The organism is Lysobacter firmicutimachus, from assembly GCF_037027445.1.
Taxonomy (GTDB): Bacteria; Pseudomonadota; Gammaproteobacteria; order Xanthomonadales; family Xanthomonadaceae; genus Lysobacter; species Lysobacter firmicutimachus.
The window spans coordinates 681,863-704,388 of record NZ_JBANDL010000002.1 but is presented as its reverse complement, the minus strand read 5'-3'; the positions used below and the strand labels follow the sequence as shown (position 1 = coordinate 704,388).

At 71.5% G+C, this 22,526-nt stretch carries 20 protein-coding genes and 1 pseudogene; 10 read left to right on the top strand and 11 right to left on the bottom strand.

Translation table 11 applies throughout. The annotated features are described in order from the left end of the window. Positions 1–9: 9 nt before the first annotated feature. From V2J18_RS02975 to V2J18_RS02965, 3 genes are all read right to left on the bottom strand, one after another. Positions 10–1,068: a sensor histidine kinase gene (locus V2J18_RS02975; protein ID WP_336130921.1), complete on the bottom strand. Its 1,059-nt coding sequence runs from the start codon at positions 1,066–1,068 to the stop codon at positions 10–12. A gap of 12 nt (positions 1,069–1,080) precedes the next feature. Further along, on the bottom strand, positions 1,081–1,770 hold the full coding sequence (locus V2J18_RS02970) for an alpha/beta hydrolase (protein WP_336130919.1): 690 nt from the start codon (positions 1,768–1,770) through the stop codon (positions 1,081–1,083). Positions 1,771–1,856: 86 nt separating this feature from the next. Beyond that, positions 1,857–2,819, bottom strand: a complete 963-nt coding sequence (locus tag V2J18_RS02965; RefSeq protein WP_336130918.1) for an energy transducer TonB — start codon at positions 2,817–2,819, stop codon at positions 1,857–1,859. A gap of 334 nt (positions 2,820–3,153) precedes the next feature. On the opposite strand from V2J18_RS02965, the gene V2J18_RS02960 reads away from it, so the two are divergent. The 5 genes and pseudogenes from V2J18_RS02960 to V2J18_RS02940 all read left to right on the top strand — a co-directional run. Beyond that, positions 3,154–3,519 (top strand): hypothetical protein, encoded by a 366-nt coding sequence (locus V2J18_RS02960; protein ID WP_336130917.1) that lies wholly within the window; start codon positions 3,154–3,156, stop codon positions 3,517–3,519. Between the two features lie 103 nt (positions 3,520–3,622). Further along, on the top strand, positions 3,623–4,954 hold the full coding sequence (locus V2J18_RS02955) for a TolC family protein (protein WP_064746772.1): 1,332 nt from the start codon (positions 3,623–3,625) through the stop codon (positions 4,952–4,954). Then, positions 4,951–5,952 (top strand): efflux RND transporter periplasmic adaptor subunit, encoded by a 1,002-nt coding sequence (locus V2J18_RS02950; protein WP_336130916.1) that lies wholly within the window; start codon positions 4,951–4,953, stop codon positions 5,950–5,952. Before V2J18_RS02955 ends, V2J18_RS02950 begins: the two co-directional genes overlap by 4 nt. Positions 5,953–5,977: 25 nt before the next feature. Continuing rightward, entirely contained in the window at positions 5,978–9,199 is a 3,222-nt protein-coding gene (locus tag V2J18_RS02945; protein WP_336133041.1) for an efflux RND transporter permease subunit, read from the top strand. A gap of 131 nt (positions 9,200–9,330) precedes the next feature. Further along, positions 9,331–10,200, top strand: a pseudogene (locus V2J18_RS02940) (cation diffusion facilitator family transporter); the annotation flags it as partial. 189 nt (positions 10,201–10,389) lie between these two features. Here V2J18_RS02940 and V2J18_RS02935 read toward each other — a convergent pair. The 3 genes from V2J18_RS02935 to V2J18_RS02925 form a co-directional block, all read right to left on the bottom strand. Further along, on the bottom strand, positions 10,390–10,962 hold the full coding sequence (locus tag V2J18_RS02935; RefSeq protein WP_222423714.1) for a hypothetical protein: 573 nt from the start codon (positions 10,960–10,962) through the stop codon (positions 10,390–10,392). A gap of 13 nt (positions 10,963–10,975) precedes the next feature. Then, on the bottom strand, positions 10,976–13,156 hold the full coding sequence (locus tag V2J18_RS02930) for a xanthine dehydrogenase family protein molybdopterin-binding subunit (protein ID WP_336130915.1): 2,181 nt from the start codon (positions 13,154–13,156) through the stop codon (positions 10,976–10,978). Between the two features lie 111 nt (positions 13,157–13,267). Next, positions 13,268–13,723 (bottom strand): (2Fe-2S)-binding protein, encoded by a 456-nt coding sequence (locus tag V2J18_RS02925; protein ID WP_336130914.1) that lies wholly within the window; start codon positions 13,721–13,723, stop codon positions 13,268–13,270. A gap of 324 nt (positions 13,724–14,047) precedes the next feature. Between V2J18_RS02925 and V2J18_RS02920 the strand changes: the two genes are divergently transcribed. Together V2J18_RS02920 and V2J18_RS02915 are read left to right on the top strand one after the other, a co-directional pair. Then, positions 14,048–15,064, top strand: a complete 1,017-nt coding sequence (locus tag V2J18_RS02920) for an XdhC family protein (protein ID WP_336130913.1) — start codon at positions 14,048–14,050, stop codon at positions 15,062–15,064. Positions 15,065–15,067: 3 nt separating this feature from the next. Beyond that, a complete protein-coding gene (locus V2J18_RS02915; RefSeq protein WP_336130912.1) occupies positions 15,068–15,790 on the top strand; it encodes a nucleotidyltransferase family protein in 723 nt (240 codons plus the stop codon). A 929-nt stretch (positions 15,791–16,719) separates the two neighbouring features. Here V2J18_RS02915 and V2J18_RS02910 read toward each other — a convergent pair. Beyond that, entirely contained in the window at positions 16,720–16,935 is a 216-nt protein-coding gene (locus tag V2J18_RS02910) for a hypothetical protein (protein WP_064746767.1), read from the bottom strand. A gap of 376 nt (positions 16,936–17,311) precedes the next feature. Beyond that, positions 17,312–18,232, bottom strand: coding sequence for a LysR family transcriptional regulator (locus V2J18_RS02905; protein WP_336130911.1), 921 nt, complete (start codon positions 18,230–18,232; stop codon positions 17,312–17,314). A gap of 96 nt (positions 18,233–18,328) precedes the next feature. Here V2J18_RS02905 and V2J18_RS02900 point away from each other — a divergent pair, with 96 nt between their 5' ends. Further along, complete coding sequence (locus tag V2J18_RS02900; protein WP_336130910.1) at positions 18,329–18,775, top strand: carboxymuconolactone decarboxylase family protein; 447 nt, start codon at positions 18,329–18,331, stop codon at positions 18,773–18,775. A 113-nt stretch (positions 18,776–18,888) separates the two neighbouring features. Here the strand turns inward: V2J18_RS02900 and V2J18_RS02895 are convergent, their stop codons facing one another. Next, positions 18,889–19,689, bottom strand: a complete 801-nt coding sequence (locus V2J18_RS02895; protein WP_336130909.1) for a class I SAM-dependent methyltransferase — start codon at positions 19,687–19,689, stop codon at positions 18,889–18,891. A gap of 292 nt (positions 19,690–19,981) precedes the next feature. Between V2J18_RS02895 and V2J18_RS02890 the strand changes: the two genes are divergently transcribed. Further along, positions 19,982–20,899, top strand: coding sequence for a rhodanese-like domain-containing protein (locus V2J18_RS02890; protein WP_336130908.1), 918 nt, complete (start codon positions 19,982–19,984; stop codon positions 20,897–20,899). Between the two features lie 12 nt (positions 20,900–20,911). Here V2J18_RS02890 and gloA2 read toward each other — a convergent pair whose 3' ends face one another. Then, complete coding sequence (gene gloA2, locus V2J18_RS02885) at positions 20,912–21,298, bottom strand: SMU1112c/YaeR family gloxylase I-like metalloprotein (protein WP_064746761.1); 387 nt, start codon at positions 21,296–21,298, stop codon at positions 20,912–20,914. A gap of 104 nt (positions 21,299–21,402) precedes the next feature. Here gloA2 and V2J18_RS02880 point away from each other — a divergent pair, with 104 nt between their 5' ends. Next, a complete protein-coding gene (locus tag V2J18_RS02880) occupies positions 21,403–21,687 on the top strand; it encodes a DUF4031 domain-containing protein (RefSeq protein ID WP_064746760.1) in 285 nt (94 codons plus the stop codon). A gap of 108 nt (positions 21,688–21,795) precedes the next feature. On the opposite strand, the gene V2J18_RS02875 is transcribed toward V2J18_RS02880, so the two are convergent. Beyond that, positions 21,796–22,425, bottom strand: a complete 630-nt coding sequence (locus V2J18_RS02875) for a LysE family translocator (protein ID WP_064746759.1) — start codon at positions 22,423–22,425, stop codon at positions 21,796–21,798. Positions 22,426–22,526 lie beyond the last annotated feature (101 nt).

The following is a 22,526-nucleotide window of genomic DNA, read 5'->3' as shown; positions in this document are numbered from 1 at the left end:
TCGGAACCTTCATCGGCGCTGCGCCTCCACCCCGGTCGGCACGTGCAGTTCGCACAGATAGTAGCCCTCGTCCCAGCCTGCGGTCATCCGTGCCGTGGGGCCGTAGGCGTAACGCAGCCGCTGGCCGATGCTGTGCTGGGCGTGGCGCGAGCCGCTGGCCCGGCCCTCGGCCGGTGCCGGCGCCGGGTTGCGTATACGCAACAGCAGCCGGTCGGCGAGCTGGGTCAGCTCGATCTCGACCTCGCCGCCGGCGGGCAGGCGCGAGACCCCATGCAGCACCGCGTTCTCGACCAGGGGCTGCAGGATCAGCCGCGGCAGCGGCATCTCCCAGGGCAGGGGTTCGCGCTTGCGCCACACCACCCGCAGGCGATCGGCCAGCCGCAACTGCTCGATCGCCAGATAGCGCTCGGCCAGTTCGACCTCCTCGGCCAGGCTGGAATCGCCTTGCGAGGCGCCCAGCGCGGCGCGGAACAGGTCGGACAGGTCCAGCACCGCGCGCTCGGCCACCACCGGGTCGCTGCGGACCAGGCCGGCGATGGTGTTCATGCTGTTGAAAAGGAAGTGCGGCTTGATCCGCGCCTGCAGGGCCTCGACCTCGGCGCGGGCATTGGCGCGCACCTGCGCTTTCCAGCTGTCGTTGACGTAGAGGTAGCGCAGGACCACGCCGACCGCGAGCGCGGCCACCGCGGTGGTGCCGCCGACGAAGCGGGCGAAGCTGATCCCTTCCGGCACCAGGGCGACCGAGGTGGCGTCGTCGATCCGGTGGGTGATCGCCGCCAGCGCGGCGGCGATCGCGGCCGCGGTGACGGTGGCGAGGAAACCGCCGAGCGCCGGCGGCAGCTGCGCCAGCAGGCGCCGCGAGCCGCACAACAGCACCGAGATCGCCAGCGCCAGCCACAGCGCGAAGGCGCTGGAGGAAACGAAGCGGCCGTAGTTCCACTGGCTGCCGTCGGGCACCAGGGCGAGCACGATCACGATCAGCTCGGCCATGCTCAGCATGACCAGCAGGCGCGGCAGCCGGCACAGGTCCGGCAGCCAGGATTCGCGCTCGCCGACCGGCTCGTTCATGGCCCGGGCCGCTCAGCCGGCGGCGAAACGTAGCGACATCCAGTCGCCGAGCGCCGCGATTTCCTCGGCGCAGACCTGGTGCGCCATCGGGTAGGCGTGCCAGTCGACCTGGGCGCCGAGCGTGCGCAACCGCGCCGCGGCCAGCTCGCCGCCGCGGTAGGGCACCACCGGGTCGTGCGTGCCGTGGGCCATGAAGACCGGCTGGGCGCGGGCGGCCGGGGTGGCTTCACGGATCAGCCGGTCGGCCATCGGCAGATAGGTCGACAGTCCGACCAGCCCGCCCAACGGCTCGCCGCGGCGCAGGCCGGCGGCCAGGGTGACCGCACCGCCCTGCGAGAAGCCGGCCAGCAACACCCGCGACGCCGGCACGCCGCGCTCGTGTTCGCGCGCGATCAGCGCCTCGACCTGGCCGATCGATTCCTCGACCCCGGTCTCGTCGGCGCGGTTGGCCAGGTCGTTGAAGTCGCGGATGTCGTACCAGGCGCGCATGCGCAGGCCGTTGTTGATCGTCACCGGACGCACCGGCGCATGCGGGAACACGAAGCGCAGCGCCGGCCAGTCGCGGCGCACCAGTTCGGGCACGATCGGGGCGAAGTCGTGGCCGTCGGCGCCCAGGCCGTGCAGCCACAGCACGCTCCAGGCCGGCGCCGGGCCGGTTTCGTGTTCGACGGTTTCGAGCAGTTCGGGGGCGGACGTAGTCATCGGCCGCATTGTGGCGGTTGCGCGCGCGCCGCGCCAAGCGCGGGCGCCGGCGGCGTGTCCGCCGTCGCAATCGCCCGCGCCGGGCCTCAGCGCGTGGGCAGCTTGAAATTGAGGGTGCGGCGGGCGCTGTGCGCCTCGCCGGTGGCCTCGAAGCGCAGACGCGACACCGCCGCCAGCGCGGCCTCGTCGAACACCCCGGCCGGCTGCGCCGAGACCAGCCGCGGCGCACCGACGCGGCCGTCGGGAAGGATGGTGAAGCTGACCTCGACGCTGCCTTCGATCTTGCGGTTGAGCGCCGAGAGCGGATAGCGCGGGCTGGCGTCGGCGAGCAGACGCGGCGCGGCGCGGCTGACCCGTGCCGCCAGCGGCGCGGTCGCCGGCACCGCGGCCGGAGTCGACGCCGACGCCGGCGGCGCAACGGCCGGCGCCGCGGTCGCGGCGATCGCGCTCGCGCGCTGGGCGGCCGCGTCGGCGGCGCTGGCGCTGGCGGCGGCCTCGGCCTTGAGCGCGGCGGTCGACAACAGCGCAGCGTCGCGCCGAGCCGGCGCGGTCTGCACGCGTTCGGCGATCAGGCGCTGGGTTTCGTCGCGATCCTGCTGCCGGCGCGCCAGTTCGGCCCGGCGCAGTCCTTCGCGCAGGCGCGGCAAGGCCGGCGCCTGCGGGTCCATGCGCGCCAGCAGTTCGAGCAGGCGCTGGGTCTCGGCCAGATCGTCGTCCAGCAGGGCCTGTTCGCCGGCGATGACCACGTAAGGCTGCAATTCGCTGAGCGCGCCGATCACGTCGATCTGACCGGCCTCGCGATCGCGCAGAGCCAGGTAGTAATCGACCGCGCTGTCGCCGGCCGGGGTGTGGATGCGCTGCTCGCGCAGCGCCTGCGAGGCGCGCGCGCGCAGGCCTTCGGAATCCAGCTCGACCAGGGGCGCCGGCAGGGCCACGGCCGCGTCGAGTTCGGCGCCGGTCTGCGCCTTCCCGTTGCGTTCGCCCGAGCCGCATCCGCCCAGCAAGGCGGCCAGGCCCAAGGCGGCGCCGAATACGGCGCCGCGGCGCATTCCGGCGGCGCGAACGCGCGCCGCTGTGGCAACAAGCTTCACTGCACAAATCCCCTGTACCGCCCACTGCAGAAATCGCGCGCAGACTAGGCCCAGGATGTGACGGCGGTACTGCATCGCCCTTGCCAATCCTGGTGAACGCATGACGTTCTCCGGTGCCGAGCTCCCTGCCGCGAACCGCGGATTATGCGGCCAGCCGGAACGTGACGCGATGCTCAATCGGGCCATACGGTCAGCTTGCGCTCCGGAAGCTGACCGGGCCGCGGCAGCCGCCGTATGGTCGCCCCACCGGTGAAATTGTATTGCGCCAAGGCCGCCGCCTATCCTCTGTTCCATGCCCGCCGTCCCCGCCCTCGCCGCTATCCTGCGCTGCCTCGCGTTCGGCGTGCTGATCGCGGTGATGCTGGTCAAGCCGGCGCTGGCCTTCGCCAGCGAGGCCGGCGAACCGGTCGCCGCCGCGGTAGCCAGCGCCCACCCGGGCCAGCCGGCCGACGCCGCGCCCGCGGCGCCGCACGACGAAGACGGTTGCGGCGATACCCGCTGGCACCTGAGCCATTGCTGCGCCATGCAGGCGGCGCTGTTGCCGCGAATCCAGCTCGGCCTGTCCGTCGAGCGCAGCACCGCCCCCTTGCCGGCCAGCGCCGGCGTCGACGCGATCCGCCCCACCGCGACCCCGTTCCGCCCGCCGATCCGGGCCTGATCCCGAACTCGCTTCCGCACGGCACTGGCCGACCCGGCCCATGCCGGCCGCGCGCGGCTGTCCGCCGCTGCGGCACCCCCAGAGATTCTCGGAGATCGCTCCCATGTGGTTACGTCCGGCGGCCTTGGCCGTCCTGACGGCTGCGCTGTGCCTGCCGGCACCGGCGCAGCCGCGCCCTGCCGCGCCCGCGGCCCCCACCCCCGCCGTTGCGGCCGCCGCGCGCGCCGGCTCGGTGTTCACCCTCGACGACGCCCTCGCCCGCATCGGCGAGGCCCACCCGGACCTGCGCCTGTTCGGCGGCCAGCGCGCCGTGCTGCAGGCCGAACGCGACCAGGCCGCGCAAGCGCCGCCGTGGATGCTCGGCGTCGGCGTCGACAATGTCCTCGGCAGCGGCGCCGTCGCCGGGGTCAAGGCCGCCGAGGTCACGCTCAGCCTGGCCTCGGTGTTCGAACGCGGCGGCAAACTCGACGCCCGTCGCACCCTGGCGCAAAGCCGCATCGACGCGCTCGCGGTGGAACGCGAAAGCCGGCGCCTGGATTTGTTGGCCGAAGCCGCACGGCGTTACCTGGCCATCGTCGCCGCGCAGCGTGGCATCGAGCTGGCCGGGTTCGACATCGGCCAACGCCAGCGCAGCGTCGCCGCCGCGCGCCAGCGCCTGCAGGCCGGCGCCTCGCCCGAATCGGGCCTGCTGACCGCACAGGCCGCGCTGGCCCGGGCCGAGCTGGATCGCCGCCGCAGCGAACAAAGCCTGCTCAGCGCGCGCCAGCATCTGGCCGCGCTGTGGGGCGAGCGCGACCCCGGCTTCGCCGCGGCGGCCGGCGACCTGTACGCCTTGCCGGCGATCCAGGACGCCACCGCGCTGGCCGGCCTGCTCGACCGCACCCCAGAGCTGGCCCGTTTCGCCGACCAGACCCGCATCGCCGAAGCGCGCCTGCGCCTGGCCCGCAGCGAGGCCGTGCCCGACCTGTCCTGGCAGGTCGGCGTGCGCCGGCTGCAGGACGGCAGCGACTTCGGCCTGATCGGCAGCGTGTCGCTGCCGCTGGGCGCGCGCAGCCGCGCCGAGCCGGGCATCCGCGGCGCCCAGGCCGAGCTGGCCCTGTTGGAAACCGAACGCGAGGCCAAAGGCCTGTCGCTGTACTCGACCCTGGTCGAAGCGCACGGCCGCTACCGGCTCGGCGCGCTGGAAGTCGCGCGCCTGGAGGAGGAAGTGTTGCCGCGCCTGACCCGGGCCGAAGCCGCCGCCGAGTACGCCTACCGCGCCGGCGCGATCGGCTATCTGGAACTGGCCCTGTTGCAGGCCGAAAGCGTGGCGGTGCGCAGACAGCGCCTGGATGCGGCGGTCGCCGCGCAACTGGCGCTGATCGAAATCCAGCGCCTGACCGGCGAGGGCTTCCTCGCCGCCTCTTCCTCCGACCCCGCAGGAGCCGCCCGATGAAGTACGAACTGTTGATCGCCGGCGTGCTGGCCCTGTCGCTGAGCGCTTGCGCGCCGTCGAAACCGGCCGCCGGCGCAGGCGGGAATCGCGCCGACAACCACGCCGACGAGAACGACGCCGGCCACGAGCACGGCCAAGGCAAGGCCGGCCACGGCGAAGAAGCCGACGCCGAGGAACGGCCCGAGTCGACCGTCATCGCCGCGGAAATCGCCCGCCGCTCCGGCATCGCGGTCGCCGCCGCCGGCCCCGGCACCATCGCCGACGAGCACGAAGTGCAGGGCCTGGTCACGCCGCTGGAGGGCCGCGTGGCCCGCATCACCGCGCGCTATCCGGGTCCGGTGCGCTCGCTGCGCGCCAACGTCGGCGACCGCGTCCGCGCCGGACAAACGCTGGCCACCATCGACAGCAACCTCAGCCTGACCACCTATGCGGTCGCTACGCCTATCGCCGGCGTGGTGCTGGCGCGCAACGCTTCGGTCGGCGAAGTCGCGGTCGAAGGCACCGCGCTGTTCGAAGTCGCCGACCTGTCGACGCTGTGGGTCGACCTGCACGTGTTCGGCGCCGACGCCACTCATCTGCGCCCGGGCCTGCCGGTCACGGTGATGCGCATGGGTGACGAGCGCGGCGTGGAGACCACGCTCGACCGGATCCTGCCCGGTACCGCGACCGCCAGCCAGAGCACCGTCGCCCGCGCCTCGATCGCCAATGCCGACGGTCTGTGGCGCCCGGGTTCGGCGGTGCGCGCGCGGGTCACGGTCGAACAGCAGCCGGTCGCCCTGGCCGTGCCGCTGACCGCGCTGCAGCGCATGGACGAACGCGATGTGGTGTTCGTGCGCCAGGGCGAGCGCTACCTGGCGCGCCCGGTACGCATCGGCCGCCGCGACGCGGCGCGCATGGAGGTGCTGGAAGGGCTCAAGCCCGGCGAGCAGGTGGTGGTCGAACAGAGCTTCCTGATCAAGGCCGATATCGAAAAATCGGGAGCCTCGCATGACCACTGAGCCCCTGTCCGCCGCTCCGCCCGGCCTGCTCGAACGCATCCTGCGCTTCGCCATCCGCCAGCGCTGGCTGATGCTGGCGCTGACCCTGGCGCTGATCGGCATCGGCGTGTGGAGCTTCGGCAAGCTGCCGATCGACGCCACGCCCGACATCACCAACGTGCAGGTGCAGATCAACACCCGCGCGCCGGGCTACTCGCCGCTGGAGGCCGAGCAGCGCGTCACCTTCCCGATCGAAACCGCGCTGGCCGGTCTGCCCAAGCTCGACTACACCCGTTCGCTGTCGCGCTACGGTCTGTCGCAGGTGACGGTGGTGTTCAAGGACGGCACCGACCTGTATTTCGCCCGCCAGCAGGTCGCCGAGCGGTTGCAGCAGGTGAAGTCGCAGATCCCCGACGGGCTGGAACCCGAGCTCGGCCCGACCGCGACCGGCCTGGGCGAGATCTTCATGTACACCGTCGATGCCGACCCCAAGGCGCGCAAGCCCGACGGCAGCCCCTACAGCGCCACCGACCTGCGCACCCTGCAGGACTGGGTGATCCGGCCGCAACTGCGCAACACGCCCGGCGTCACCGAGGTCAACACCATCGGCGGCTTCGCGCGGCAGATCCACATCACTCCCGATCCGGCGCGGCTGATGGCCCTGAACCTGAGCCAGCGCGACCTGGTCGCCGCGCTCGCGGCCAACAATCAGAACGTCGGCGCGGGCTACATCGAACGCAACGGCGAACAGTTCCTGGTCCGGGTGCCCGGCCAGATTCCCGACCTGGACGCGATCGGCGAGATCGTGCTCGACCGCCGCGACGGCGTGCCGATCCGGGTCCGCGACGTCGCCGCGGTCGGCGAAGGCCCGGAGCTGCGCAGCGGCGCGGCGACCCAGAACGGCCACGAAGTCGTGCTCGGCACGGTGTTCATGCTGGTCGGCTCCAACAGCCGCGAAGTCTCGCAGGCCGCCGCGGCCAAGCTCGACGCAGCCAACGCCAGCCTGCCCAAGGGAGTCAGCGCCAATCCGGTCTACGACCGCACCTCGCTGGTCGACCGCACCATCGCCACGGTGTCGAAGAACCTGGTCGAAGGCGCCTTGCTGGTGGTGGTGGTGCTGTTCCTGCTGCTGGGCAACATCCGCGCCGCGCTGATCACCGCGCTGGTGATTCCGCTGGCGATGCTGTTCACCATCACCGGCATGGTCCGCGGCGGCGTGTCCGGCAATCTGATGAGCCTGGGCGCGCTCGACTTCGGCCTGATCGTCGACGGCGCGGTGATCATCATCGAGAACTGCCTGCGCCGCTTCGGCGAAGCCCAGCACGCGCTGGGCCGGGAGATGAACGACGAGGAGCGCCACGACCTCACCGCCGCGGCCACCGCCGAAGTCATTCGCCCCAGCCTGTTCGGCCTGGGCATCATCACCGCGGTGTATCTGCCGATCTTCGCCCTCAGCGGAATCGAGGGAAAGATGTTCCACCCGATGGCGATCACCGTGGTGCTGGCGCTCACCGGCGCGATGCTGCTGTCGCTGACCTTCGTGCCGGCGGCGGTGGCGATCTTCCTCGGCGGCAAGGTCGCCGAGAAAGAGAACCGGGCCATGGCCTGGCTCAAGCGCGGCTACGCGCCAGCCCTGGCCTGGGCGCTGCGCAGCCGGGCGTGGGTGATGGCCGGTACCGCCGCGCTGGTCATCCTCAGCGGCGCGCTGGCGCTGCGCATGGGCACCGAGTTCGTGCCGAGCCTGGACGAGGGCGACGTCGCGGTGCAGGCGATGCGCATTCCCGGCACCAGCCTGAGCCAGTCGGTGACCATGCAGAAGCACATGGAGCAGGCCTTCCTGGCCCTGCCCGAGGTGCAGCGGGTGTTCAGCAAGATCGGCACCGCCGAAGTCGCCAGCGACCCGATGCCGCCGTCGGTGGCCGACACCTTCCTGATGCTCAAGCCGCGCGAGCAGTGGCCCCACCCGGGCAAGTCCAAGCCGGCGCTGATGGCCGAGATCGAGTCCATCGCCGGCACCCTGCCCGGCAACAACTTCGAGTTCACCCAGCCGATCCAGATGCGCATGAACGAGTTGATCTCAGGGGTGCGCGCCGATGTCGCGATCAAGGTCTACGGCGACGATCTGGCGCAACTGCTCAAGGTCGCGCAGCGGATCGAGGCGGTGGCCAAGCAGGTGCCGGGCGCGGCCGACGTCAAGACCGAACAGGCCACCGGCCTGCCGATGCTGAGCATCGAGCCCGACCGGCGCGCGCTGGCGGTGTACGGCCTCAACCCGGCGGCGGTGCAGGAGACGGTCGCCACCGCGGTCGGCGGCGAGGTCGCCGGGCAGTTGTTCGAAGGCGACCGCCGTTTCGATCTGGTGGTGCGCCTGCCCGAACGCCAGCGCCAGGACACCGCGGCGCTGGCCGATCTGCCGATCCCGTTGCCGCCGCAGGGCGAGACCCGCGACGAGTCCAGTCGCGAGGCGACCTGGAGCGGCGGTGCGCCGCGCACGGTGCCGCTGCGCGAAGTGGCGCGGATCCAGAGCGTGCTGGGCCCGAACCAGATCAACCGCGAGAACGGCAAGCGCCGCATCGTGGTGACCGCGAACGTGCGCGACCGCGACCTCGGCGGCTTCGTCGCCGAGCTGCGCCAGCGCATCGACGCCGAAGTGAAGGTGCCGGAAGGCTACTGGATCGGCTACGGCGGCACCTTCGAGCAGCTGATCTCGGCCAGCCAACGCCTGGCGGTGGTGGTGCCGGTGACCCTGGTGCTGATCTTCGCCCTGTTGTTCATGGCCTTCGGTTCGGCCAAGGACGCCGCGATCGTGTTCAGCGGCGTGCCGCTGGCCCTGACCGGCGGCGTGATCGCGCTGGCCTTGCGCGGGATTCCGCTGTCGATCTCGGCCGGGGTCGGCTTCATCGCCCTGTCCGGCGTGGCGGTGCTCAACGGTCTGGTGATGATCGCCTTCATCCGCAAGCTGCGCGAACAGGGCGACCCGCTCGATCACGCCGTGGTCGACGGAGCGCTCGGCCGCCTGCGCCCGGTGCTGATGACCGCGCTGGTGGCCTCGCTGGGCTTCCTGCCGATGGCCTTCAACGTCGGCGCCGGCTCGGAAGTGCAGCGGCCGCTGGCGACGGTGGTGATCGGCGGCATCGTCTCCTCGACCCTGCTGACCCTGCTGGTGCTGCCGGTGTTGTATCGCTGGCTGCACCGCGGCGATGCGCGCCGGGATGCGCGCGACGACGGCGCCACCGCCACGATGGCCGCGCCCTCGCCGGCGGTTTGAACCGCAACAGCGCGGATCGCGGCGATCGCGCGATCCGCGTCCTCGCCGGCCGCTCACGCGCGGCCGGCTTCAATGGGCGGCCGCCGTCGCGACGGCCCGGCGTTCGCACCATCGACCCGCGGAGCATCGACATGGGCAACGGACACGAACACGGCAACGGCACGATCCGCCACGAACGCCCGCTGTGGTGGGCGCTGGGCCTGACCGGCGGCTTCCTGATCGCCGAAGTCGTCGGCGCCTTCCTCACCGGCAGCCTGGCCTTGTTGTCGGACGCCGCGCACATGGGCACCGATACCCTGGCCCTGAGCATCGCCCTGGTCGCGGTACGGCTAGCGCGCCGCCCGCCCGACGCCAAGCGCAGCTACGGCTACGCACGCATGGAGGCGATGGGCGCGATGGTCAACGGCCTGCTGCTGTTCGCCGTCGCCGGCTACATTTTGTGGGAAGCGGTCGGCCGCTTCCGCCAGCCGACCGAGATCGCCACCACCGGCATGTGGGTGGTCGCCGCGTTGGGCCTGATCGTGAACCTGATCGCGATGCGGCTGTTGCGCGCCGGCAGCGGCGAAAGCCTCAATCTCAAGGGGGCGTATCTGGAAGTGTGGAGCGACATGCTCGGATCGGTCGCGGTGATCGCCGCGGCGATCGCGATCGGCTTCACCGGTTGGAGCTGGATCGACCCGGCCCTGGCGGTGGCGATCGGCCTGTGGGTGCTGCCGCGCACCTGGAGCTTGCTGCGCGAAGCCGGCAACGTGCTGATGGAAGGGGTACCGGCCGGCATCGACCTGGACGCGGTTCGGCGCGACCTGGCCGGCCTCGCCGGCGTACTCGAGGTGCACGAGCTGCACGTCTGGTCGCTGGCTTCGAACGCGCCTGCGCTGAGCGCGCATCTCATCGTCGCCGCCGGCACCGACATCGAGGCCCTGCGCCGCGCGGCGAACGCGCGGTTGCGCGAAAGCCACGGCATCGATCACAACACTTTGCAGATCGAGCACGAACGCTGCGACAGCGCGCATGCCTGAGCAAGCGTCGTGCCCCAGCGGCAGGAGCGCGCAAGCCGCGACCAACCGAAGCGATGCGATACCACGCCGTCTGCCGAAGCCGGGCGGCCCCAAGCCCCAAAGAGCCGATCGTCCGGGCTGCGGCCGCAACGCTTGCGTACATCGCTGCGGTTGGTTGCGACGCGGCGGTACTCAGCTCTCCGGGCAGGGACCGCCCGCATCGGCCCAGGTCTTGAACGCGGCGACGAACTCCGGATGCGGCACCGGCACCGGCGCGCGATCGCCGCCGGGCGCCCAGCCCCACAACACCAGCTTGTCTTCGCTGACGTGCTTGACCAGCGCGGCGAAGTCGCGGCCGCCGTTTTGCTTCTTGTCCTGGATCATCGCGCACAGCTCCGGCGCCGGCAGACCGATCCAGGCCATCTTGTGGTCCGGTGGCGGCAGCTGCCAATGCGGCGCGCCCGGCGGCGCGTTCGGACCGTAGCTGGCCGGCAGATTGGCTTCGCCGTGGCAGGTCGAACACGGCAGGCCGGCCGCGCCCTTGCCCTCCGGCCCGCGCACCACGCCCATCGCATGCGGCAGGCCGGCGTCGAACTGCAAAGGCTGGTCGCCGGGGATGTGGCAGTTCTGGCAACGCGGATGCTGGAACACCTTTTGCACAGTGGCGAACGCGGCCACCGCCTGGGTGCGCTGTTCCGGCGAAATCTTCTGGCCGCAGGCGCTCAGCGCCAAGGCGGCGGTCGCGGCGATCGCTAGGGTACGCATGCGTCGGTCTCCCTCAGGCCAGGCGCAGCGGCAGCTCGCGCAGCCGCTTTTGGGTCAGGGCGAACACGGCATTGGCCACCGCCGCCGCCACCGGCGCGGTGCCGGGTTCGCCGGCGCCGCCCATCTTTTCGCTGCTGGGCACGATGTGCACCTCGATCTGCGGCGACTCGTCCAGGCGCAGCACGCGGTAGTCGTGGAAGTTCGACTCCTGCACCCGCCCGTCCTTGAAGCTCAGCGCGCTGTACAGCGCCGCGCCGAGGCCGAAGTTGATGCCCGATTCCATCTGCGCCCGGACCCCGTCGGGATTGACCGCCAGCCCGCAATCGATCGCGCAGACGAAGCGGTGCACGCGGATCGTCTGGCCGCCGCCGGGCGCGTCCTGCAGCGAAACCTCGGCGACCTGGGCGATGTAGCTGCCGAAGGATTCGTGCACGGCCACGCCGCGCGCGCGGCCCTCGGCCGGCTTGCCGCCCCAGCCGGCTTTTTCGGCGGCCAGGTTCAGCGCGGCGAGATGGCGCGGATGATCCTTCAGCAGGCTGCGCCGGTACGCGACCGGATCCTGGCCCGCCGCATGCGCCAGTTCGTCGATCAGGCTTTCCATGATGAAGCCGTTGTAGCTGTGGCCGACCGAACGCCACCACAGCACCGGGATGCCGGTCGTCGGCGAATGCAGGTCGACGCGATGATCGGCGATGGCCTTGAGATAGGGCGAATCGGCCACGCCCTCGACCGAGGTCGCATCGACCCCGTTCTTGACCATCACCGCTTCGAACGGCGACCCGGCGGCGATCGACTGGCCGACCAGGACGTGCTTCCAGGCCATCGGGCGGCCCTGCCCGTCCAGGCCGATCTTGGCCTGCTGCAGGTACATCGGCCGGTAGTAGCCGCCGCGCACATCGTCTTCGCGCGACCACACCGTCTTGACCGGCTTGCCCGCGGCCTTGGCCACCTGCACCGCTTCGGCGACGAAGTCCGAGGTCGGCGTCGCGCGCCGGCCGAAGCCACCGCCCAGGAACAGGGTGTGGATCTTGACCTGCTCGGGCTTGAGTCCGGCGATCTTGGCCGCGACCTGTTGGTCCAGGGTCTGGAATTGGGTGCCGGTCCAGATCTCGCACTGGCCGTCGGCGATCTTGACCGTGCAGTTCAACGGCTCCATCGGCGAATGCGCCAGGTACGGCACGTGGTACTCGGCTTCGACCGTGCGCGCGGCCCTGGCCAGCGCCGCATCGACGTCGCCGGCCTGGGCCGCGACCGCGCCGGGCGTGGCGGCGAGCTGGCGGAACTGTTCGCGCAACCGGCCGGTATCCAGGCCGGCGTGCGGACCGAGGTCCCAATCGATCCGGAGCGCATCGCGGCCGAGCTTGGCCGCCCAATAATGATCGGCGACCACCGCCACGCCGCTGGGCACCTGGACCACGTCGCGCACGCCCGGCACCGCCTTGGCCGCGGTGGCGTCGAAGGATTTGACCGTGCCGCCGAACACCGGCGCGCGCGCGACCAGTGCGGTCAGCAGGCCGTCGAAGTGCACGTCCATGCCGAACTTGGCCCGGCCATCGATCTTCTCCGGGCCGTCCAGGCGCTTGGTCGGCTTGCCGATGATCTTCCAGTCTTTCGCGTCCTTGAGCGCAGGCGGCTGCGCCGGCGCCGGCCGCTTGGCCGCGTCGGCGGCGAGTTCGCCGTAGCGCACGCGGCGCTCGCCGGCGAGGGCGATACCGTTCTCGGTGCGCACCTGCTCGACCGGCACGCCGAAACGCTGCGCTGCGGCCGCGACCAGCAGCGCGCGCGCGGTGGCGCCGGCCTGGCGGTAGCGGTCGAACTCCGACCAGGTGCTGGTCGAGCCGCCGGTCATCTGCATGCCGAACGCGGTATGCGCATAGGCCTGCGCCGCCGGCGCGTGCTCGACCCGGATCTTGGACCAATCGGCGTCGAGTTCTTCGGCGATCAACATCGCCAGCCCGGTCCAGATGCCCTGGCCCATCTCCGAATGCGACAGCAGCACGGTGACGGTGTCGTCCTCGCCGACGCGCAGGAATGCGTTGGGCGCGAAACCGCCCGACACCGCCGCGGCCTGCGCCGGCGCGGCATCAGCGAATCGGCGCGCGCCGGGCACCACGAAACCGACCACCAGGCCGCCGCCGATCAGCGCGCCGGCCTTGAGGAATTGGCGCCGCGACGGCGCGGGAACGGTGCTCACATCGACCTCCTGAACGTGGCGGATCGGCCTGGCGGCATCGCTGCGGCGCAGCGGCCGGCGGATCGGCTGCGTAATGGCTGCTTGCTGCGGGACGGCGGAATGGGCTGTGCGTCAGGCCTTGCCGATCTCGGCCGCACGCTTCACCGCCGCGCGGATGCGCGGGTAGGTGCCGCAACGGCACAGGTTGCCGGACAGCGCCTGATCGATGTCGGCATCGCTGGGCGCGGGAATCTTCGCCAGCAAGGCCGCGGCGGACATGATCTGGCCGGACTGGCAATAGCCGCACTGGACCACGTCGACCTCGGCCCAGGCGCGTTGCACCGGGTGGCTGCCGTCGGGCGACAGTCCCTCGATGGTGACGATGGTCTTGCCTTCGACGCTGGACACCGGCGTCACGCAGGCGCGGCGCGGAGCGCCGTCGACGTGCACGGTGCAGGCGCCGCACTGGGCGATGCCGCAGCCGAACTTGGTGCCGGTGAGGTGCATCAGGTCGCGCAGCGCCCACAGCAGGGGCATGTCCGGCGGCGCGTCGATCTCGTGCTCGCGGCCGTTGACGTTGAGCTTCATCGGAATCCCTCGCGGCGGCTGGGGTCGCCCGAGCCTACTCCGCAAACATCGCAGCCGCCATATCGGCGCGCGCGTCCTGCGACCAAAGGACGATGCGCCGGCGCACCGGCGTCGCGCGGGCGCTTGCCGGATTCTGCGCGTGCGAACGCCGCGCAGGCCGTGCGCGGCCGACGGCGGCGCGGCCGAACGCGCTTGGGCGCAGGCCTCGCGCGCGCGGGCGGCGCTTGCCCAAAACTGCCTGCCGCGGCGCAGCATCGCCGCGCCGCGTGCGGCCGGCGCACAGATCGTTCTAGACTCGGCCAACTTCGCCTGCGCGAGCCCCGCATGGCCGATTCGCCGGACCCGACCATCCCGCAGCGCAGCGCGCCCGGTGGCGCGCGCGCGGTGCTCGAAGCCAGCGCTGCCGCGGCCGCGCGCGGCGATCCCGCAGCGCTCGCGGTGGTGCTGGAAACCCAGGGCTCGACCTATGTACGGCCGGCGGCGATGGCCTTGTTCGGCGCCCGCGGCGGCCAGGTCGGCTGGCTCAGCGGCGGCTGCATCGAACCGGAGATCGAGCTGCGCGCGCAGGAGGTCGCGCACAGCCAGGGCATCGATTGGCTGGAAATCGACACCCGCCACGACGAGGATCTGTTCGCCGGCTCCGCGGTCGGCTGCCGCGGCCGACTGCGTTTGGCCCTGCTGCCGCTGGCGGCGCTGCGCGACTGGCCGGTGCTGGTCGACGAATGGCGTCGCGGTCACGGCGACCTGCGCCTGGAGATCCGCGGCGACGGCGCGCTGCGCGCCGCAGTCGGCGACGAACGCCTGCGCTGGACCCTGCCGGTCAACACGCCACCGTGGCCGGGCGCCGCGACCGCGGCCTGGTCGCTCGAGGTCGCCGCGCCGCCGTCGGTGCTGGTGCTCGGCGCCGGGCCGGAAACGCCGGCCCTGCTGCCGCTGCTGCGCACCCTGGGCTGGATGACCACCCTGGTCGAACGCCGGCCGCGCTGGACGGGCCTGGCCGCCCTGGCCGACCACGCGGTCGAACGCGGTCCGGCGCAGGCCCTGGCGCTGGCCCGGCCGCACGACGCGGCGGTGGTCATGCACCATCATTTCGAACTCGATCGCGAAGCGCTGGAGCAACTTGGCGGCAGCCCGAGCGGACAGGCGATCGGTTTCGTCGGCCTGCTCGGCCCGCTCGCGCGCCGCGACGACCTGTTCCGGGTGCTGCCGGCTTCGGCGCGCGATTCGCTGAGCCCGCGCCTGCATGCGCCGATCGGCCTGCCGCTGGGCGGCCACGGACCGGAGGCGATCGCGCTGAGCGTGGTCGCGCAACTGCAGCGCCATCGCCACGGCGGAGACTGAGCCATGCCGCATGTCGCGGTGGTGCTCGGCGCCGGCGGCAGCCGGCGGCTGGGCCGGCCCAAACAGTTGCTGACCCGCGCCGGCGAGCCGTTGTTGCGTCGCGCCGCACGGCTGGGCCTGGCCAGCGGCGCGGCGCGAACCGTGGTCGTGCTAGGCGCCGCGCACGAGCTGATGACGGTGGCGCTGTCCGGATTGGACGTGGAGCGCGTACTGAATCCCGACTGGCAAGACGGCCTCGCCGGCAGCCTGCGCTGTGCCGCGCGGGCGCTGGGCGTGCACGCGGCCTCGGTGCTGGTGCTCGGCTGCGATCAGCCGGCCTTGGCCTCGGACCATCTGCGGCGTTTGCTGCAGGGTGCGGCAACAGCCGCCAGCGGCTGCGCCGCCACCGTACACGGCGACGGCGCCGACCCCGGCGCAGCGTTGGCGACGACGGCGCAGGCAATCGCGGCGGGGATGGCGACAGTGGCCGCGCCGAAGAGGCCGGGGACGACCGTCACGCCGCCGCCGATCGCCGCCGTCCTGGGCATGCCGGCGGTGCTGTCGCCGGCGCTGTGGCGCGAGGCCGCGCATTTGCACGGCGACCGCGGCTTCGGCGGCGCCCTGCGCCGCTTGCCCGCCGGCTCGGTGTGGCGATTGCAGGCACCGGAACTGCAACACGATCTGGATACGCCCGACGATCTGGCGCTGGCGACTGCGCGCGGTTGGATCGATGCGCCGATGGCGTGAACCGAGTGGCGGCGTTGCTCGGGGAGGGCAGGAGCCGCGCAAACCGCGATCCCGTGCGTTCGATTGCGGCGCCGTCGCCGGTCGGGAGGTTTCGTCGGATTGCGGTCGCGGCTCACGCCGCTCCTACAAGAGCAACACCGCCGATTTTGGAGCAGGGGCCGCGCAAACCGCGATCGCGTGCGTTCGATTGCGGCGCCGTCGCCGGTCGGGAGGTTTCGTCGGATTGCGGTCGCGGCTCACGCCGCTCCTACAAGAGCAACACCGCCGATTTTGGGGCAGGGGCCGCGCAAACCGCGATCGCGTGCGTTCGATTGCGGCGCCGTCGCCGGTCGGGAGGTTTCGTCGGATTGCGGTCGCGGCTCACGCCGCTCCTACAAGAGCAACACCGCCGATTTTGGGGCAGAGGCCGCGCAAACCGCGATCGCGTGCGTTCGATTGCGGCGCCGTCGCCGGTCGGGAGGTTTCGTCGGATTGCGGTCGCGGCTCGCGCCGCTTCTACAGGAGCGACACCGCCGTTTGGGGATAGGAGCGGCGCAAGCCGCGGCCGCGTGCGTTCGATTGCGGCGCCGCCGTCGGTCGTGGGATTGCGTCGAATTGCGGTCGCGGCTTATGGCCGAAGGAAATCCCCCGCGGGACGCTCCCCGACGGAAGCGATACCGTCGCCTAGAGTCGCGCGGGCTGCGATTGCGACGCCTCAGGAACGGCGCGCGGGTGGATGGGGTTCGCGGTCGCGACTTGCGTCGCGCCTACCTGGCGCACCTACCCGTCGCTGCTGGCCCTGGGACGATGTCGCGCGCACGGCACCGTGCTTCGGCCATCCAATCCCGAATCGCCACTGTGGAATCCCATTCCCGAATCCCGACAACAGGAGGCCCGCGCCGCCCGGCCGGACTCCCTGTCAGCCGGGCGGCGCAAACCGCACGCCGGCCCTAGGGAACCAGCGTGCCAAACACGGGTCGCGACTCGTCGTCGACGACATGCAGCCACAAGCCCTGCGGCGCATGCGCGGCGTATTTCCTCGCCTGCGGCAGCACCGCGCGCAACGCCGCTTCCGGGCTGCGGTATTCCTGCGCGATCTCGGACACCGCTACCGCCAGCGCTTGATCGTCGCTGCCATCACGTTGCTTCAGTTCGACGCGAAACATGGCTCATCCTTGTGAAAAGCGACCGGCTCGGTCTGGGGGATTGCCCGCTGGGGAGCGGGTCTGGATCCGGGTGCCGTCGTGCAATCAAAAGATGCGTCGTGCGTGAACAGGAAACCGTCGTCGGAGTCCTCCTAAGCGTGTAGGAATTTTCCGAATCATGTGTGCTACAAGTCACAAGTTTCAAAAGAAACTGTGGACTTCCGTGAGTAAACGGATAGGGAGCGCGGCACCGGCCGTCACGATCCGCCGTTCGCAGCCGCGAAGGCCGGACTTCGTCGCAGTGCGTCTCGAATGCGCTTGATCCGCTTGTTGTGCACCGCTCACTCGTTCTTCGTCGAGACGAGTCGGCGCGGGAACGCCCCAGGCAGGGAGCGGCTCAGGCGAGCTTGCCCCCCTCCGTCCGCGACGCTCCGGCCAGCCTCGGCTGCAAACCGGCGAACCCCTCGCGCATCGCCTGGACGAAGACACGAATGCGGGCGTTGCGGCGCAGGTCCGGGTGGCTCAACAGCCACAGGTCGGAACTCAGCCCCTCCAACGGAGCGCCGACTCGCGCCAAGCGCCGGTCGGCGTCGCCGAGGTAGCACGGCAGCACGGTCAGGCCGATGCCGGCGGCGGCCGCTTCGCGCAAACCGAGCAGGCTGTCGGCGCGCAAACTGGCGCGACGGTCGTAACCCTGCCGGCGCAGCCATTGCGCCATCGCGATATGCGCCAGGGTGCCGTCCGGCACCACCCAGTCGTGCGCGTCCCAGGCCTCGACGCCGCCACGCAGGCGCAAGCCGCGCGCCCGGTACACGGCGACGGCGATGCGCGCCAGGCGCCGGCCGATGAGCCCCTCCGGCGGCTCCCCGCCCGGACGCAGGGCGACGTCGGCCTCGCGCCGGCCGAGATCGCGCACGGCATTGTCCGCATACAGCTCGACGACGATGCCGGGATGGTCGCGGCGGAACTGCGCCAGCAGCGGCGGCAACAGGCCATGCAGCAGAGGTTCGACCGTGGTCACCCGGACCCGCCCGCTGGGCCGAGCGTCGAGGCCGGCGAGGCGGCGCTCGGTCTCGCCGATGCGGGCTTCGATTTCGGCCGCGACGGCGATCACTTCCTCGCCGGTCGTGGTCGGCGTATAGCCGTCGCGGGCGCGCTCGAACAGGCGCGCGCCGAGGCTGCGCTCGATCGCGTTGATCCGGCGGAACACCGTGGGATGGCTCACGCCCAGACGCTTGGCGGCGCCGTTGAGGGAACCGGCGCGACCGATGGCGAGCAGGAAACGGTAATCGTCCCAGGCCAGCGATTGTTCGTTCATGCAAACTCGGCTTGCATTTCTGGTGGAATGCCTTTCATCCGCGAACATCCTAGCCTGATCGGGTCGCGTCGTCCGACGCAACTCCCGAGGAAGCCCATGTCCGCCCGCCTGGATTACAACGCCGTCAACCCGCAGGGCACCCGCGCCCTCGCCGGTCTGCAGCAATACGTCGACCACAGCGGTCTGGAACGCTCATTGATCGACCTGGTCAATGTCCGCGTCTCGCAGATCAACGGCTGCGCCTACTGCATCCGCCTGCACACCGAAGAAGCGGTCGCGCGCGGCGAAAGCCACCGCCGTCTGCATCTGCTGCGGGTCTGGGCGGAAGGCCCGTTCAGCGCGCGCGAGCGCGCCGCGTTGCGATGGGCCGAGGCGGTCACCGCCGTCAACCACGCGCATCCGTCGGACGATGCCTACGCCGAAGCGCGCGCGCAGTTCGACGACCAGGATCTGGTCGCGTTGACCTACGCGGCGATCGCGATGAACGCTTGGAACCGGCTCGCCATCGCCTTCCGCAAGCCCGATCCGGCCTTGGCCGGGTAAACGCCGGTCCAAGGGGATCGACGCAAGTCGCCACCGCGACCTTTCCGCGCCGGCCCCTGCCACTGCGCGGTCGCGGCTTGCGCCGCGCTACCCCAAAGCGCCCAAGCGCGCGCTCAAAATCGGTAGCGCACCACCCGGCCGAGTCGGCGCAGCCAGACCCAGCGGTCGTACAGCGCGAACGGCCAGCGCTGTGCCGGCGGCAATGCGGCGACTTCGGGCAGTTGCGACACCTGCGGTTCGTCGACGAATTGCAGGCGCGGATGCCAGCGACTGAGGTCGGTCTGGTCCCAGTCGCCGATCCGCGCCTGGGTGGCGCGGATCATCGGCGCCTTGCGCAACAGGCGCAGGGCCAGCGGACTGTACACGTCGCACAGCAACTGGCCGCCCTGCGGAAACGCCTCGATCAGCCGCCGAATCAGCTCGCGCGCACGATATTCGTCGAGATAAGGAAACAGGCCCTCGGCGATCACCAGCACGGGGCGATCGTGATCCAGGCGCGCGATCCAATCCGGCTCCATGACGTTGGTCGGCAACGTGCGGTAACGGCCGGCGCGTTGCGGCAACAGTTCCTGGCGCAAGCCGATCACCTCGGGGAAATCCAGGTCGATCCAGTCGACTTCCACGCCCGGCTCGACCCGGAACACCCGCGAATCCAGGCCACAGGCCAGATGCAGCACCAGCGTGTCGGCGCGCGCCTGCAGTGCGGCGCGGGTCCAATCGTCGATCACCCGCGCGCGCAGGGCGATGCCGCGGATGTCGACCGGACGCAGGCGGAAGCGGGCGAAATCGTAGTCGACGCGGCGGATCAGATCGTCGGCCAGACCGTCGCGCAGGATCGAAGGCGTGGCGCGGTTGTCCATCGCCTTGGCGTACAGCGTGATCAGCAAGGTTTCCTGGCTGCCTTCCAGGCGCATCGGCGGCTCCGCGCGGACCGCCCACGGATCGGGCGAACCCGGTCATTGTGCGGCCGGCGATGTTACGCAGCCGCGTAGACCGCACAATGCGACGCCGGTCGCAGGCAGGGACGGCGGGCGGCGCGGCGCCGTGAGCGCAAGCGCGGACGTCGACGGCCGCGCGACGTGAGCGGGCCGCGGGACGCCGCCGCCGCAACGCTGCGTCGCCGCGGCGAGATTGCGTGCGCGCCGGCACGGGCCGAGACTTGGCGCCTCTGCCGCGCCAGCGGCCCGACTCGCCCGGAACCGCCCGATGGACGCCCTGCTGCATCTGATCCAGACCTACGGCCTGCTCGTGGTCTTCGTCAGCGTGCTGCTCGATCAGGGCGGGCTGCCGGTGCCGGCCTATCCGCCGATCATCGTCGCCGCTGCGATCGCGGTCGACCAGCATCAACCGCTCTGGCCGATCGTGCTGGTCGCCGCGTTCGCCGCCCTGCTCGCCGACGGGCTTTGGTATCTCGGTGGGCGCCGCCTCGGCGCAGCGCTGCTGCGGCTGATGTGCAAGGTCTCGCTGTCGCCGGACTCGTGCATCCTGATGACCCGCGGCGTGTACGCGCGCTGGGGCGCGCCGTCGTTGATCGTGGCCAAGTTCGTGCCCGGCTTCGCCGCGGTCGCCACCACCCTGGCGGGCGAAACCGGCACCGGCGCGCGCCGCTTCGCCTTCTACGACGGCCTGGGCGCGCTGCTGTGGGCCGGCGTGGCGGTGGCGATCGGCGCGGTGTTCCATCGCGCCGTCAACCAGGTGCTGGAAGGCCTGGAAACGGCGGGGCGCTATGGCCTGCTGGCGATTCTCGCCGCGATCGCCGCCTTCGTCGGCTACAAGCTGCTGAAGCGCCAGTGGTTCCTGCGCGAGCTGCGCATGGCGCGGATCTCGGCCGGGGAGCTGTACCGGTTGCTCGAAGACGGGGCCGGCCCGCTGATCCTCGACGTGCGCTCGCACCAGCAACGCGATGCCGCCGGCTGGATCCCCGGTGCGGTGTTCGTCGCCTCGCTCGACGACGTCGGCATAGCGCCGCGCGACGAGGTCGTGGTGTACTGCGACTGTCCCAACGAGGCTTCGGCCGCGACGCTGGCGCGCGAGCTGCGCCGCCGCGGCTTCAAGCGGGTGCGGCCGCTGGCCGGCGGCTTCGAGGCCTGGCGCGCGCAGGGCCATGCGGTCGCGCGCGGCTAGGCGCGGTTCGGTTCAGCGTTCGTAGAACTCGATCGGCAGACCGTCCGGGTCGGCGCAGAAGGTGAAACGGCGACCGGTGTACTCGTCGATCCGCACCGGCTCGACCGCGACCGCATGCGCCTGCAGCTCGGCCACGCAGGCGTCCAGATCGGCGACCGCGAAGGCCAGGTGGCGCAGGCCGCAGGCTTCCGGATAGGACGGCCGCGGCGGCGGATCGGGGAACGAGAACAGTTCGATCTGGCCGCCGTCGGGCAAGGCCAGATCGAGCTTGTAGGAGCGCCGCGCCTGGCGATAGACCTCGGCCAGCGGACGCAGGCCCAGCACCTGGGTGTAGAAGCGCTTGGAGCGCTCGTAGTCCGAGCAGATCAGGGCGACATGGTGGATGGCCGACAGCTGCATGACGACTCCGGCGAGCGGCGGGGGTCGCTCGCGATCGGCCGATTGTCGGATACTGGGCGCATCCTGTCGCCATCGCGCGACGTCTGCATCCCAGGGAGCGCCGGGTGGCCGTGTACGTCGACGATGCCGTGTGGCCCTGGCGTGGCGAGCGCTGGGCGCATTTGATGGCCGATACCCTCGACGAACTGCACGCCTTCGCCCAGCGCCTGGGCAAGCCGCGGGTGTCGTTCCAGAACAAGGCCAGCGGCTGCCACTACGACGTCAACGCGCAGATGCGCGAGCGAGCGCTGGCGCTGGGCGCGGTCGCGATCTCGCGCCACCGCGACCGGGCCCAAGTGCGGGCGATCATCCAGCGCGCGCGCGACCAGGCCGCCGGTCGCGCGCCCTGAGGCGCAACGGCCCGCAAGAGCGCCGGCCCGGGGGGCCATCGCGCGCCGTCGCTATCGGTGCCGCACAGGTTCGAACGCAGGCCGGCGCGATGCGCGGCCCACAGCGGCTCAGCGGCGAGCGTCGACGGCCATGCGCAGCGCCAACGCCGACAGCACCCCGCCCATCACCCAACGCTGCGCCGCGATCCAGCGCGGCCGTCCGGCCAGGAACGCGGCGATGGCGCCGGCGCCGGCGACGATCAGCGCGTTGACGCTGACGCTGATCGCGATCTGCACGCTGCCCAGCACCAGGGACTGCAGCATCACGTTGCGCTGCGGATCGATGAATTGCGGCAGCAGGGCGAGATAGAACATCGCCACCTTGGGATTGAGCAGGCTGGTCAGCAGGCCCATCACGAACAACCGGCGGGTGCTGTCCGGCGGCAGGTCGCGGACCTGGAACGGCGAGCGCCCGCCCGGCCGCAGCGCCTGCCAGGCCATCCACAGCAGGTACAGGGCGCCGCCGATGCGCAGCGCGTCGTAGGCGTAGGGCACGGCGAACAGCAACGCGGTGATGCCGAACGCAGCGGCGAACAGGTAGAAGAAGAAACCGACCGCGACGCCGGCCAGCGAGACCAGCCCGGCCTGGCGCCCCTGGCAGATCGAGCGCGACACCAGGTAGACCATGTTCGGCCCCGGCGTCAGCACCATCACCAAGGCCAGGCCGGCGAATGCCAGCAACGACGACAGCTCGAACATGAACGTCTCCGGGTGCGATCGGGGTCGTCGGCCCTGCCGCGCCATGCGCGCCGTGCCGGGTGTCCATCATCGCCGATGCGGGCATGCGGAGCGAGTGCGCC